This window comes from Streptomyces cahuitamycinicus (assembly GCF_002891435.1).
Classification (GTDB): Bacteria; Actinomycetota; Actinomycetes; order Streptomycetales; family Streptomycetaceae; genus Streptomyces; species Streptomyces cahuitamycinicus.
Map to the genome: position 1 here is coordinate 1 of NZ_POUC01000219.1, position 12,977 is coordinate 12,977.

A 12,977-nucleotide genomic window follows, 5' to 3' on the forward strand; every position below is an offset into this window, starting at 1 on the left:
TCCCGGGGGCGGGCTGGGTGGATTTCTGAGCGGCCATGAGTCGAAGTTATCAGGTTGACAAGACGGAGCGTCTCGCGGACAGTAGCGGTACGCACGAGACGAACCGTCTCGTTGCGGAATCGGAGTCAGGGAAGGAGCCCGAGATGACCCGAGGCGGAGCCGGAAACATGCTGGGGGTCGGCGGATCGCGCAGGACCCTCGGCCGCGAGGAGCTGCGCGGCGGCGGCCGGGGCGGCCGGATCGGCGGCGGTCTCGACCCGCGGGCGCAGAAGCGCGAACTGCTGCGCAAGCTCCAGGAGAAACGACAGCAGCGGGAGGGACAGGAGGAGGACACGGCCGGCGAGGTGTCGTGAGCTCTCCCTCGCGCGAGGGAGAGCGGTCGACATCGACCGCTGGGTCCGGCGGCGCGGCATGGGCCGCTGTTCGTCTACGGCACCCAGGACCAGGCGGTGGCCGAGCGCTTCCGCCCCGAGGCCCGGACACACGGGTGCTGTGGGCGCCGGGCGGTGATCACGGGGCCGACCTCGCGGACCTGTCCCCGCCGACCGGACGGCGGCGGAGGACACGCCGGCCCGCTGGGCGGGTCAGGAGTACTTCACGCACACGTTGGGCACGTAGCCCACGGTGCCGCGGTAGTTGACCTTGCGCCAGTAGTGGTAGCTGTCGATCCCGCAGGTGTTCTTGTACGAGCCGCCGTCGACGCCCTTGATGTCGCAGCCCTTGGTGCCCTTGTACCAGAGGCGCAGGCTGGTGGACCGTGTGCTGGCCGACTTGCGGACGTGAACGGTCGACAGGGCCGTGAGGCTCTTGCACTTCGCCGTCGCGGCGACGGTGGCCATGTCGTCGCCCTTGGCGGTCGCCGCGCCGGAGGCGCTCGGCACGAGCCCGGTCACGGCCAGGGCCGCCGCCGCCAGCGGGGCGATCAGCAGTTTCTTCAAGGTTCCTCCCGTTTCGGTGGTACGCGTTGCTCACGCCCGAAGGCGCGAGTTGATCTTACGCGTACCTGACAGAAGCTCAGGAGGGCGGCCAGGCGTCTCCCCAGTCGGCGTCCCGCGCGGCCTTGTACAGGTCGCCATGGCGTTTGGTGACGGTGGCGCGGCGCAGGGACGGTTCGCTCTCGCACAGGTCGAGGAGGACCTGGCCCTTGCGGATCTGGGGGCGCCGGACGACCCGGCTGGCAGCCGGTTCGACGGGGAAGCGGGCGGCGGCGACGTAGGCGAACTTCTCGTCCTCGTAGGCGAGGGAGCCACCCTTGACCTGTCGGTGCAGGGAGGAGCGGCTGACCCGGGCGGAGAAGTGGCACCAGTCCGTGCCGGGAGCGATGGGGCAGGCGGCGCTGTGCGGGCAGGGGGCGGCGATGCGGAAACCGGCCGTGATCAACCGGTCGCGGGCCTCGATGAGGCGGGCGTAGCCGTCGGGAGTGCCGGGCTCGACGATCACCACGGCCTGCGCGGCGGCCGCGGCGGCGTCGACGAGGGCGGTGCGGTCGGCAGCGGTCAGCTCGTTGAGGACGTAGGACACGGTGACGAGGTCCGTGCTGTCGAGGGTGAGCGCCGCTCCGATCCGGGAGCGCTGCCAGCGTACGTCCCGCAGCTCCGGGCCGGCCGCGGCGATCTCCCGCCCCAGGGCGAGCGCGGGCTCGGCCCAGTCGAGCACGGTGACGGGCCGCTCCCCGCCCCAGACCGCGTTCACGGCCCAGGCCGCGGCGCCCGTGCCCCCGCCGAGGTCGGTGTGCCCGCCCGGCACCCACTCGGGCGCCGCGTCGGCGAACGCCTCCAGCGCGGAGCGCACCGCCTCGAAGGTCGCGGGCATCCGGTAGGCGGCGTAGGCGACGACGTCGGCCCGGTCCCGGAGGATGGGAGCGTCGGTCGGCGTGGCCCCCCGATAGCTGGCGATCAGCCGCTCGACCGCCTGCGAGGCCTGCCGGGGCGGCAATCCGTCGAGCAGACCGGCGAGCGCGGCACGGAGATGTTCGGCCTGGGGTACGGGGGCGTTCACCCGGCGATTCTACGAGGCCGGCCGGGCCGGGTTGCGTTCACGGGTGAGACCCCCGCCCGGGGGGAGCCGCTGCACAAGCCGACCAGCGGTGACCCACCCCTGGCCCAGGGCCGGTGGCCGCCCGTGGCGGCCATCACGGGAGGGCACGGCCGTCCACGCGTGGGGCCCGTCGGCCGTCCGGTGCAGACGTCGTCCTCGCCCGGACTCCACCGGCTGATTCCCTCGCCGGCGCCCCCGGAGGGATCACCGCACCGCCCGGGCCACCCGTGACGCCGCTGCCGCTCTCGGCGCGCTGTCGGGGTGGCGGCGGCGTGGGTGGACCGCGTTGGTGAGGAGGATCAGGAACGTGTCCGTGGCCGGGTCGAGGACGAGGGACGTGCCCGTGAAGCCCGTGTGGCCCGCCGCGCCGCGGCCGGCCAGGTCGCCCATGAACCAGGGCTGGTCGAGGGAAAAGCCGAGGCCCGGCGGGGTGAAGAGGAGCTCGACGAAGTCGGGGCCGAGGATGCGGGCGGGGCCGTAGGAGCCGCCGGCGAGGAGGGTGCGGCAGAACACCGCGAGGTCCCGGCCGGTGGAGAACAGACCCGCGTGGCCGGCCACGCCCCCGAGGGCCCAGGCGTTCTCGTCGTGGACCTCGCCCCGCAGCATCCCCCGGTCCGCCTTGGCCCACGGCCGCCGCTGGTCCTCCGTCGCCGCGGCGCCGGGGCAGGGCCCGAAGTCCGTCGCCGTCATGCCCAGCGGCCGGGTGATGCCGTCGTGGACGAGGACGTCGAGGGTGCGGCCCGTGACACGCTCCAGGACGTACTGGAGGAGGAGCATGTTCAGGTCGGAGTAGCCGTACGTGCCCGGCGCCCCGACCGGCTCCTCCGCCTGGAGCGCGGCCAGCCGTTGCGCGTCGTCGGCACAGTCGTACAGCGGGAGTTCGGGCCGCAGCCCGGAGGTGTGGGTGAGCAGCTGCCGCACGGTGATCCCGTGCCGGGCGGCCGCCGTGAAGTCGGGCAGGTAGGCCCCGACCCTCGCGTCGATGCCGAGCGTGCCGCGCTCGATCTGCTGCACGGCGGCCACCGACGTGAACAGTTTGGTCAGGGACGCCAGGTCGAAGGGTGTGGCCACGGTCATCGGGACCCGGTCCTCGGGGGCCAGTTCCACCCCGGCGTCGGCCTCGGGGTCGTAGGCCGCGTAGCGCACGGCCCAGCCCGCGGCCTCCTCCACCGCGATCACCGGGCCTCGCCCGACGACCAGGACCGCTCCGGGCGCCCAGGGGCGCTGCCCGGTGGTCAGGACGTGGACCTCCCGGACGAGGTGACGCAGCTCCGCTGGGTCGAGTCCGGCCCGTTCCGGCGTGCCGTCGCGCAGTCTGGGTGCGCTCAGCTGACTGCTCCCTCCACGCTCGGGCGGCTGCTCTCCTTCTTCCAGGGTCGGCACATTCCCATGAAGCAGGCAAGTGCCACCAGTGCGGCGGCCAGTTGGACGACGGCCATCGGGAGGGCGGTGTCCTCCCCGGCGATGCCGACGAGGGGCGAGGCGATCGCGCCGATGAGGAAGGAGAACGCGCCGAGCAGGGCGGACGCCGACCCGGCGGCCTGCTTGGTGCGCATCAGGGCGAGCGCCTGGGTGTTGGGCAGGGTGATGCCCATCGCGGACATCAGCACGAACAGCGCGGCGGCGACGGGCACAAGACCGACCTCGCCGAAGACGCCCAGGGACATCAGCAGCAGCGCGGTCGCGGCGGTGATGACGATCGCGAGGCCGATGCCCAGAACCCGGTCCAGGCTGACCCGGCCGACCAGGATCTTGCCGTTGATCTGGCCGACGAGGACCAGCCCGACGGAGTTGACGCCGAACAGCAGGCTGAACGTCTGCGGGGAGGCGCCGTAGATCTCCTGGACGACGAACGGGGAGGCCGAGATGTAGGCGAACAGGGAGGCGAAGGCGAAGCCGCCGGCGAGGGTGTAGCCGGTGAAGGAGCGGTCGGCGAGCAGGCCGCGCATCGAACGCAGGGCCTCGCCGACGCCGCCGCTGTGCCGCTCGGCGGGCGCCAGGGTCTCGGGCAGCCGCGCCCAGACCAGGAGCCCGATCAGCACGCCGATGACCGTGAGGACGGCGAACACGCCCCGCCAGTCCGTGACGCGCAGGACCTGCCCGCCGATCAGCGGCGCCACGACCGGGGCGACGCCGGAGATCAGCATGAGGGTGGAGAAGAAGCGGGCCATGGCCATGCCGTCGTAGAGGTCGCGGACGACGGCCCGGGCGATCACGATGGCGGCTGCGCCGGCGAGGCCCTGGGCCAGCCGGAAGGCCACCAGCAGCTCGACGGTGGGGGCGAGCGCGCACAGGACGGTGGCGACGACGAAGACGGCGAGCCCGGCGAGGAGGGGGCGACGACGCCCCCACCGGTCGCTCATCGGTCCGACCACGAGCTGCCCGAGCGCCATGCCGGCCAGGCAGGTGGTGAGGGTGAGCTGGACGGTCGCGGCCGGGGCGTGCAGGGCGCGGGTGACCTCCGGCAGGGCCGGGAGGTACATGTCCATCGCCAGCGGTGGCACGGCGGTCAGGCTTCCGAGGAGGAAGGTGACCAGGAGCCCGGTGCGGCGGTGCGGTGTGCGGTCGGACCGCTCCGTCCCGGCTGCGGCCTCGTGTGCGGTGTCCGATGCCTCGTGCGCGGCGTCCGATGTCTTGTGCTCGGTCCTCGATGCCTCGTGTGCGGTCTTCGATATGGACGCCCCACCCTCGGGCATGAGTCCCTCCCTCTACATGTCGATCGCCACCTATGCTCTCAGCTCGTACGCAGTGCTCAGGGTCACGAGGTGAAGGCAGGGCGGCAATGACGGCGGACACGGTGCGGTGGGGGATCCTGGCGACCGGCGGAATAGCGGGCGCGTTCACCGCGGATCTGATCGACCTGCCGGACGCGGAGGTCGTGGCGGTGGCGTCGCGGTCGGAGGCGTCGGCGAAGACGTTCGCGGAGCGGTTCGGGATCCCCCGGGCCTACGGCGACTGGAACGCGCTCGCGCAGGACGAGGACATCGATGTCGTCTACGTCGCCACCCCGCACACGGCGCACCGGACCGCCGCCGGGCTGTGTCTGGCGGCCGGGCGGCACGTGCTGTGCGAGAAGCCGTTCACGCTGAACGTGCGCGAGGCGGAGGAACTCGTCGCGCTGGCGCGGGAGCACGGCCGCTTCCTGATGGAGGCGATGTGGATGTACTGCAACCCGCTGGTACGGCGGCTCAAGGCGCTCGTCGACGACGGGGCGATCGGCGAGGTGCGCAGCGTTCAGGCCGACTTCGGGCTGGCGGGCCCGTTCCCGCCCTCGCACCGGCTGCGCAACCCGGAGCTGGGCGGCGGCGCGCTGCTCGATCTGGGCGTGTATCCGGTGTCGTTCGCGCAGCTGCTGCTCGGGGAGCCGTCGGACGTCGCGGCGCGGGCGGTGCTCTCCGAGGAGGGCGTCGACCTCCAGACGGCGGCGGTGCTCTCCTTCGACAGCGGCGCCCTCGGCTCGGTGCACTGCTCCATCGTGGGCGGTACGGCGACCTCCGCCTCGGTGACCGGGTCCAGGGGCCGGATCGACATCCCGCACGGGTTCTTCTTCCCGGACCGTTTCGTCCTGCACCGGGACGGCCGTGACGCGGAGGAGTTCACGGCCGACCCGGCGGACGGGCCACGCAACAGCATGCGGCACGAGGCGGCCGAGGTGATGCGGGCCGTACGCGCCGGTGAGACGGAGTCCCCGCTGGTGCCGCTGGACGGCACGCTCGCCGTGATGCGGACGCTCGACGCGATCCGCGACCGCGTCGGCGTCCGCTACCCCGACGAGACGGGCGAGCCGGAACTCACGCCCGTCTGACGCCGTCGTATCCGGGCGTGGCCGCGGGAGTGCTCCCGTACGCTGCGGGGCCATGAATGCCAAGGGAAATGCGATCGCGGTGGTGACCGGGGCGGGCTCCGGCATCGGCCGGGCGGTCGCCGTGGAACTGCTGCGTGCGGGCTGGTCGGTGGCGCTGGCGGGCCGGCGGGTCGAGACGCTGGAGGAGACGGCGGCCCTGGCGCGTGCGGCCACTCCGGCCTCCGGGGGCGTGACTCCGGAGACCGGGGGCCTGACTCCGGAGACCGGGGGCGTCTCTCCCGCATTGAGGGCCGCGTCCCTGGCGGTACGGACGGACGTCTCACGCCCCGAGGACGTGAACGCCCTCTTCGCCGCGACCGTCGAGCGCTTCGGCCGGGTCGACCTGCTGTTCAACAACGCCGGCACGTTCGGCCCCGGTGGCGTCCCGGTCGAGGAGCTGCCCTACGAGGCCTGGCGGCATGTGGTGGACACCAACCTCAACGGGGCGTTCCTGTGCGCGCAGGCGGCGTACCGGCAGATGAAGGAGCAAAACCCGCAGGGCGGCCGGATCATCAACAACGGCTCGATCTCCGCGCACACGCCCCGCCCGCTGTCGGTGGCCTACACCGCGACCAAGCACGCGCTGACCGGCCTGACGAAGTCCCTCTCCCTGGACGGGCGGCCGTACGGGATCGCCGTCGGCCAGATCGACATCGGCAACGCGGCCACGGACATGACGTCCCGTATGCAGACAGGAGCTCTGCAGGCGAACGGGGAAGTCACCCCGGAACCGGTGATGGACGTCGCGGACGTGGCCCGCACGGTGCGGCACATGGCGGAGCTGCCGCTGGAGGCGAACGTGCAGTTCGCGACCGTACTGGCGACGGCGATGCCGTACGTCGGACGCGGCTGAGCGCGCGACCGAGTTCGTCAACTCGTCAACCTGCACAAACGGAATAGCAACGTCCGCCCCATTGCGGCCGGTAGGGGACTTATGCTCAACTCTCCTACACCAAAGCTTCACAGTTGGAGCAGATCGCTTCCCCATTGGCCACATTCAAGGGGGGTGGCGGCGGTCGTTCCACCGCACCGGGTGGGGGTGGATTCCGCGAGGGACCGCGGAGTACGCACCGGTGCGTGTGGAACGGCTGCCGCACAGCTGCAGGAGGGGACGTCCAGGCGGTGCGGGGGTCAGGCCTGGCCGGTCTCGAAGCGACTGATCCTGCCGTCCTCGTCCACGGTGAAGCTCCACCGGGTGCGCATCTCGCCCCAGGTGTCGTTGCTGTAGCGGGCCAGGAGGGAACGGCCGCCGTTGGACTCGTTGTCGACCTCCATGTGACCGTGCGAGGAGAAGATCTCCCGGTCGACCCAGTCGGCGAGGTCCCGGTCGGAGCCGTCGTCCGTCATGGTCGCGCCCGGCGCGAGGAGCGCCATGAAGCTCTCGCGGTCGTGGTTGTTCACGGCGGCCACGAAGGCCCGGACGGCCGGATCGCTGAGGCGCGTGGTCTGAATCGTCATGCGAGCCAGCCTCGTACCGGCCGCCTTCGCACGCCACCCGTGCCACCCGAACGGCGTCCCGGACGGGTCCGCCGGGTGTCGCGGGGTGTGAGGGGTGCGACGGTGGAGACGCCAAGAGGAGAGCCCCTCTGTTCCTGCTGTCTGCTCCGGGAGTCGACGTGAGGCGTAACGACCGACGTGATCTGGGCCTGCTGCTGCTCCGGCTGGGGACGGGCGGTGCGCTGGCCGCCCACGGCGCGCAGAAGCTGTTCGGCTGGTTCGGCGGGCACGGCATCGAGGGGACCGGCCAGTTCATGGAGTCCGTCGGCTATGTCCCCGGCAAGGCGAGCGCGACGGCGGCGGGCCTCGCGGAGACCGGTGGCGGCACGCTACTGGCCCTGGGCCTGGCCACCCCGGCCGCGGGCGCGGCGGCGGCCGGCGCGATGGCGGGCGCCGCGGCGGTGCACGCCCCGAACGGCTTCTTCAACCAGGGCGGCGGCTACGAGTACGCGGCGACCCTGGGCCTGACGGCCGCGGGCCTGGCCGTCACCGGCCCGGGCCGCCTCTCCCTCGACCACCTGCTCGGCCACGCGGTGAACCGCGGCTGGATGATCCCGGCGGCCTTCGCGGCGACGGCGGCGGGCACGGCCGTGGTGGTGGGAGCCCGGGCGAGGCGCCTGCGGAAGGCGAAGGAGGGGGAGCAGGAGGCGTTGTTCGAGGAGGAGTACATGGAGTAGGGGCCGGGGACCGGAACCCGGGGCGTTGTCAGTCCCGCATGGCAGGCTGCGCCCCCATGAACGAACAATCCCCCGCCCCTGAACTCTGGTCCACCATCGACGCCTTGCACGAGTGGCTCGACACCAACCGTCCCGTCGAGGGCCGCGAGGGCCTCCTCCTGCGCATCCTGAAACTGTCGGAGGAGGTCGGCGAAGTCTCGGCGGCGGTGATCGGGGCGACGGGGCAGAACCCGCGCAAGGGGGTCACGCATACGTGGGACGACGTGGAGGCGGAGTTGTGTGATGTCGCCATCACGGCGTTGATGGCGTTGCGGACGTTGACGCCTCAGGCGCGGGAGGTGTTCGGAAGGCATCTGGAGCGGGTCGCGCAGCGGTCGTCGGGAGCGGCGTCTCCCTCCCTCGCGGCATCCCGTCTCCTCGAGAACCGGCAGGCCGACGGGGGTGAGACATCCCAGCCTCCCACAGGGGCCCTCGGCGGTTGATCGGTCACTCAGTGGCGTGAGAGACCTCTTCGTGGCTCGGCGCGGAAGGACGAACGGCCGGCTTGGAGCGCGGTGCCCGGGTCTTGTTCACGGCGGCGGCTACGAGTACGCGGCGACTCGTCCCCCATGGGCCGGTGAGTGTGCGTGGGCTGCGGACCCGGCGCTCGTCCGAGGGCGCCGAGTCGACGGGTGTGGCCGGGGGAGAACTCTGGAGAACCCCGGATGTCGTGTCGCGCTGAGGCGCTTGAGTCTCCAGCGGCTGGAAGGTCCAGTATCTGACGCATGGACGACGAACACCCCGACGTGCTCACCATCGGCCGGCTCGCGCGCCGCACCGGACTTCCCGTGCGTACCCTGCGCTTCTGGTCGGACGAGGGCGCGGTGCCGCCTGTGGCCCGCTCCGCGAGCGGCTACCGGCTGTACGACGCCGGGTCCGTGGCCCGCGTCGAGCTGGTCCGCACCCTGCGGGAGCTCGGCCTCGGGCTCGACGACGTGTGCCTCGTGCTGAGCGGCCGCACCACGGTCGCCGAGGTCGCCGACGCGCATGTGGCCGCGCTCGACGCGCAGATCCGCTCGCTCAAGGTGAACCGGGCCGTCCTTTCCACCGTCGCGAAGCGGGGTTCGACCGCTGAGGAGACCGCACTGATGAACCGGTTGGCGCGGCTCTCCGCCGCCGAACGCAGGCAGATCGTCGACGAGTTCAAGGAGGAGGTGTTCGGCGGTCTCGACGTCGACCCGCGCCTGCGCGACCGCATGCGCAACCTCAGCATCGACTTGCCCGACGATCCCGCACCGGAACAGGTCGACGCCTGGATCGAACTGGCCGAACTGGTGCGGGACCCCGGCTTTCGTGCCCTGTTGCGCACATGGCTGAGGCTCAACACGCCCGTGCCGGGGCAGACCCGTCCCCCCGGGGCGTCCATCTGGTGGGCCAGGCACATCGTGCAGAGAGTCGCGGAGGTCAGGAAACGCGGGGTCGCTCCCGAGGGGCCGGCAGCGGCCGAGGTGCTGTCCGACCTGTTCGGAGACGCCGATCGGGCCGCTGTGCTGCGCAGCCTGGAGGCCGGGATCGAGGCAGGGGCGGAGCGCTACCGCAGGCTCGTCGCCCGTGTGCGCGGACAGTATGCGTCGCCCGACGCGACCGAGGAGCTTCAGTGGCTGGCGCGGGCGCTGCGCGCCGGGGAACAGGCCTGACCCCGGCCGCTTCTGCGCGCGGCTCGACGTGACTCCGGACTCGGCCGGCAGCCCGGCTTACCGGGTGCCGCACGTCCTGGCCGAAGTGGCCGCCGACATGCATACCCGCCCGGTCCGTCCTGAGCGCCCACGCTCGTCACCCAGCCGCGGCCGGCCCCCGATCTGGCCCGCCAGGGCGTCGTCCGGAGATGCCGTGGTCTGAGGATCCGTCGGGTCCTCGCCCGCCTCCTCGCCGCCGAGCAGCTCCGTGCGTGGCCGGTGTCACCCGGGGTCACCGAGCGCGCCGAGCAGATCGTGGCCGAACTCGCGGCCAACGCCGCCCTGCACGGTCGTGTCAACGGCCGCGACTTCCGGCTCACTCTCACCCTCGACGCCACGGCCAGTCTGCTCCGCATCGCCGTCACCGACGCCCGGGATGAGCGCCTCCCGTCGCCGCCTGCGGACTGCGGACCGTCCCCCGACTCCGAGTCCGGTCGCGGCCTCCTCCTGGTCACTGCCCTCGCCGACCGTTGGGGCGTCGAGCCGTACCCGCCCGGCGGCAAGACGATCTGGGCCGAATTGCGTCTGCGCGTCCCCAGCCCGGACACGCTCAGCGAGCAGGTCTGGTCTGACCACTGAGCACAACCCTGCGCAACGGCCGATGAGTTCATGCCGGACGCCCGGGTGAGCCGCCGCCACACTTGAGCCGGTTCGATGAGGCCCTGGGAGGTACTGACGGCGACCTCGCAGTCGATGGGGCAGACCGCAACGGCTCCAAGCCTGGACAGGTAGGGGCTGTTCGGGAGAACGCCCCAGAACCGACAGCCTGAGTGGGAAACTCAGCGCGGTTGGAGGAACCGCAGCCGCGCCCGGCGTCGGCACGGGAGTCGCACTGGCACTGTCGGCAGGCGAGGCCCTCTCGTCTCTTGAACTGAGCGCCCTCTTCGCGCTCTCGGTCGCCGAAGTCCACGGAGTCCCCATCGACGAGATCGAGCGACGCCGAACGATCGTGATGGGAATCATGCTCGGCGGGAGCTGCTCCGCCACCGTCACCAAGGTCGCCGAGCGTACGGGGCAACACTGGGGACGTCAGGTTGTCGCCAAGGTGCCAGTCGAGACGTTGCGTCAGATCAACAAGATCTTGGGGAAGAACTTCATCACGAAGTACGGGACCAAGCAGGGAATCATCGTTCTCGGTCGAGTGGCACCGTTCGGTATCGGCGCAGTGATCGGTGGTGGAGCCAACGCTGCCATGGCCACTCTGGCCGTGAGGGCCGGCCGTCGCGCATTCGGCCCACCCCCGACGTCGTGGCATGACTGACGCGCAGCACACCGCCGAAGGTCGGGATCTCGCCTGACCGGCCCTCGGCACACCGATGGGCGTCGGACACCCCGCCTCCGCCACGGCAATGCGGTTGCCGCGGGGCCGCTCTCTCCAGAGTCGGAGCGAGTTCACACGGAACATCCCGTTCGAGACAGCCGACAAGGCGCTGGCCTGGAACCGCAGGACGCAGCAGCGGATACGGGAGACATCAGCGCAACCTAGGGGGTGCTTGTGGGTGGCGGAAGGTTCAACCGCACGTGTTTGAAGTGCCGCAACTCCATCGAGGTCGGCCAGGACGGCCGCGTGGTCGCCCATGACAGGCCGGTAAGTCGTTTCCCCTGCTATGCCTCCGGTCAGCTCGCCGCACATGTGTCGGTCGAGTGGGGGCCCGGGCCTCGACGTAGCCGACGGATTACGGGCGGGGACAAAAGGCGCAGGCGTGCCCTGCGGGAGAAGACCGAGTACCTCAAGCCCCCTGAGTGGCTGCCGAATTATCAGGGTGAGCACCTGCCGACAATCGGCTTGCCCGCCAAAGGGTGGTTCGGCGTCTGGTTCCCGGCTCACACCAGGTGGGAGCACGAGCGGAAGCTCTCCGGCTGGGTCGGAAGCGATAGATCGTTCCGGTGGGACAGCCGCGAGGGGTGCTGGACGGTGGCCAGCGCTCACTTCCCCCGCATCAGCAGGGAGCTGCTCCGCAGGTACCCGAGCGTCCTCATCGGCCATGAGTACAACCCGCGTGAAAGGTGCAACTCGTCCTGCCAGAACGCCCAGGGCTTTCTGTGCACCTGCTCATGCCTTGCCACTTACCACGGCCGTGGGTAAGTGGCGAAGTGGGTGGAGGACTCTGGGCGAGTTCAGCGGTCGGCGCTCGAGGAGGCCGTGGCACTGGATGGCCGTTGCCGTTGGTGGCTGATCGCCTCGGTACCCGCTCGCGGAGCGCCTCTGCGGAGGGCCGAGCCCCGTGCCCCGCTCATGCCGACGGCTTGTTCACGCCTGCGTGTTGCCTGGACGGGGCCGAGCGGGACTCCGGTCATCAGACAGCGACCACGTGCACGTCCGTCGGCGCGAGAACCGTCAGGTAGGCGTGGATGTCCCCCGGGTCGGTGGTGAAGATGACCGCGCTGCCGTGCCGGGCCGCTGCCAGTGCCACCCACGCGTCCGGCCGCTTCTTCGCCGGCAGGGTCGCCCGCCCCAGAGCGGTGCCGATGCGCCGCCAGTCCGCGAGGTCCGGGCCCGTAGCGCAGGCCAGACACTCCGGACGGCCCGCCTTCGTCTCACGCATGGGCGGCTCGGACGTACGGGCCTGAGGGACGGTGCAGTCCTTCAGGATGCCGGACAGGGCGTGCACCAGTGCCGGCCGGGGGCGCCACACCTGGGCGAGGACCGGTCCGAGCACGAGCGCCCGGTGCGGGACCGTGCGCAGTCCCTCGTGGAGGGCCACCGCCTTCGCCTTGCGGTCGGCCAGTGCGATGAGCATGCCGGTGTCGTAGACGGGCACCCGTGCGCTCACGCGGCGTGTCCCGGACGGCGGCCTTGCCGGTCGCGGCCGTGGACGAGCGCCAGGGCCTCCTCCACCTCACGGCGTTCCTGCTCTGTCAGCTCCGCGGTCGGTTCCGGGGCGGGTTCTGCGGGCAGCCCGTCCGCCGCTCGCTCCGCCCGGGCGATGAGTGCGTCCACCTCGGCGAACTGTTCCTCTATGGCGTCGCTCTCGGCCATCTGGCGCGTCGCGGCATGCACCAGGTAGGCCGAGACGTCCATGCCCGCCCGTTCCGCGTGCTGCCTGATGCGTTCGGCCTGGTCCTGCTCCAAGCTGATGCTGATGCGTGTCCTCGCCACGATGGCATCGTAATACGCGTATGACGTCCGTGCGAGCGTGGCCGGTCGAGGTGGGCAACCGGACACGCATCGTCTCCGGTACGCCGTTCCGTCCGCCCCCGCCCACC

At 71.6% G+C, this 12,977-nt stretch carries 14 protein-coding genes and 1 pseudogene; 8 read left to right on the forward strand and 7 right to left on the reverse strand.

Annotated elements, in window-relative coordinates:
• Window positions 1-143: 143 nt before the first annotated feature.
• On the forward strand, window positions 144-353 hold the full coding sequence (locus tag C1J00_RS25760) for a DUF6243 family protein (protein WP_180989696.1): 210 nt from the start codon (window positions 144-146) through the stop codon (window positions 351-353).
• A 231-nt stretch (window positions 354-584) separates the two neighbouring features.
• Here C1J00_RS25760 and C1J00_RS25765 read toward each other — a convergent pair whose 3' ends face one another.
• The 4 genes from C1J00_RS25765 to C1J00_RS25780 form a co-directional block, all read right to left on the reverse strand.
• Window positions 585-938, reverse strand: coding sequence for a hypothetical protein (locus C1J00_RS25765; RefSeq protein WP_102911430.1), 354 nt, complete (start codon window positions 936-938; stop codon window positions 585-587).
• A gap of 76 nt (window positions 939-1,014) precedes the next feature.
• Window positions 1,015-1,998 carry a small ribosomal subunit Rsm22 family protein gene (locus tag C1J00_RS25770; protein WP_102911431.1) on the reverse strand — a complete coding sequence of 328 codons (984 nt, stop codon included), beginning with the start codon at window positions 1,996-1,998 and terminating at the stop codon, window positions 1,015-1,017.
• 243 nt (window positions 1,999-2,241) lie between these two features.
• Entirely contained in the window at window positions 2,242-3,420 is a 1,179-nt protein-coding gene (locus C1J00_RS25775; RefSeq protein WP_102911432.1) for a serine hydrolase domain-containing protein, read from the reverse strand.
• Window positions 3,363-4,733: a multidrug effflux MFS transporter gene (locus C1J00_RS25780; protein ID WP_102911433.1), complete on the reverse strand. Its 1,371-nt coding sequence runs from the start codon at window positions 4,731-4,733 to the stop codon at window positions 3,363-3,365. Before C1J00_RS25780 ends, C1J00_RS25775 begins: the two co-directional genes overlap by 58 nt.
• 86 nt (window positions 4,734-4,819) lie before the next feature.
• Here C1J00_RS25780 and C1J00_RS25785 point away from each other — a divergent pair, with 86 nt between their 5' ends.
• Together C1J00_RS25785 and C1J00_RS25790 are read left to right on the forward strand one after the other, a co-directional pair.
• On the forward strand, window positions 4,820-5,842 hold the full coding sequence (locus C1J00_RS25785) for a Gfo/Idh/MocA family protein (RefSeq protein WP_102911434.1): 1,023 nt from the start codon (window positions 4,820-4,822) through the stop codon (window positions 5,840-5,842).
• 52 nt (window positions 5,843-5,894) lie between these two features.
• Window positions 5,895-6,734 (forward strand): SDR family oxidoreductase, encoded by an 840-nt coding sequence (locus C1J00_RS25790; protein ID WP_102911435.1) that lies wholly within the window; start codon window positions 5,895-5,897, stop codon window positions 6,732-6,734.
• A gap of 278 nt (window positions 6,735-7,012) precedes the next feature.
• Here the strand turns inward: C1J00_RS25790 and C1J00_RS25795 are convergent, their stop codons facing one another.
• Complete coding sequence (locus tag C1J00_RS25795) at window positions 7,013-7,339, reverse strand: nuclear transport factor 2-like protein (RefSeq protein ID WP_102911436.1); 327 nt, start codon at window positions 7,337-7,339, stop codon at window positions 7,013-7,015.
• Between the two features lie 158 nt (window positions 7,340-7,497).
• On the opposite strand from C1J00_RS25795, the gene C1J00_RS25800 reads away from it, so the two are divergent.
• The 5 genes and pseudogenes from C1J00_RS25800 to C1J00_RS45950 all read left to right on the forward strand — a co-directional run bounded on the left by C1J00_RS25800 (window position 7,498) and on the right by C1J00_RS45950 (window position 11,031).
• On the forward strand, window positions 7,498-8,055 hold the full coding sequence (locus C1J00_RS25800; RefSeq protein ID WP_102911437.1) for a DoxX family protein: 558 nt from the start codon (window positions 7,498-7,500) through the stop codon (window positions 8,053-8,055).
• 56 nt (window positions 8,056-8,111) lie between these two features.
• Window positions 8,112-8,438, forward strand: a pseudogene (locus tag C1J00_RS25805) (MazG-like family protein); the annotation flags it as partial.
• Between the two features lie 381 nt (window positions 8,439-8,819).
• Window positions 8,820-9,731 carry a helix-turn-helix domain-containing protein gene (locus tag C1J00_RS25810; RefSeq protein WP_102911438.1) on the forward strand — a complete coding sequence of 304 codons (912 nt, stop codon included), beginning with the start codon at window positions 8,820-8,822 and terminating at the stop codon, window positions 9,729-9,731.
• A 162-nt stretch (window positions 9,732-9,893) separates the two neighbouring features.
• On the forward strand, window positions 9,894-10,349 hold the full coding sequence (locus C1J00_RS25815; RefSeq protein ID WP_102911439.1) for an ATP-binding protein: 456 nt from the start codon (window positions 9,894-9,896) through the stop codon (window positions 10,347-10,349).
• 373 nt (window positions 10,350-10,722) lie between these two features.
• On the forward strand, window positions 10,723-11,031 hold the full coding sequence (locus tag C1J00_RS45950; RefSeq protein WP_245936504.1) for a hypothetical protein: 309 nt from the start codon (window positions 10,723-10,725) through the stop codon (window positions 11,029-11,031).
• A gap of 1,036 nt (window positions 11,032-12,067) precedes the next feature.
• Here C1J00_RS45950 and C1J00_RS25830 read toward each other — a convergent pair.
• Window positions 12,068-12,544 (reverse strand): PIN domain-containing protein, encoded by a 477-nt coding sequence (locus C1J00_RS25830; protein ID WP_180989697.1) that lies wholly within the window; start codon window positions 12,542-12,544, stop codon window positions 12,068-12,070.
• Window positions 12,541-12,870 (reverse strand): plasmid mobilization protein, encoded by a 330-nt coding sequence (locus tag C1J00_RS25835; RefSeq protein ID WP_180989698.1) that lies wholly within the window; start codon window positions 12,868-12,870, stop codon window positions 12,541-12,543. The genes C1J00_RS25830 and C1J00_RS25835 overlap by 4 nt, the downstream gene beginning before the upstream one ends.
• Window positions 12,871-12,977 lie beyond the last annotated feature (107 nt).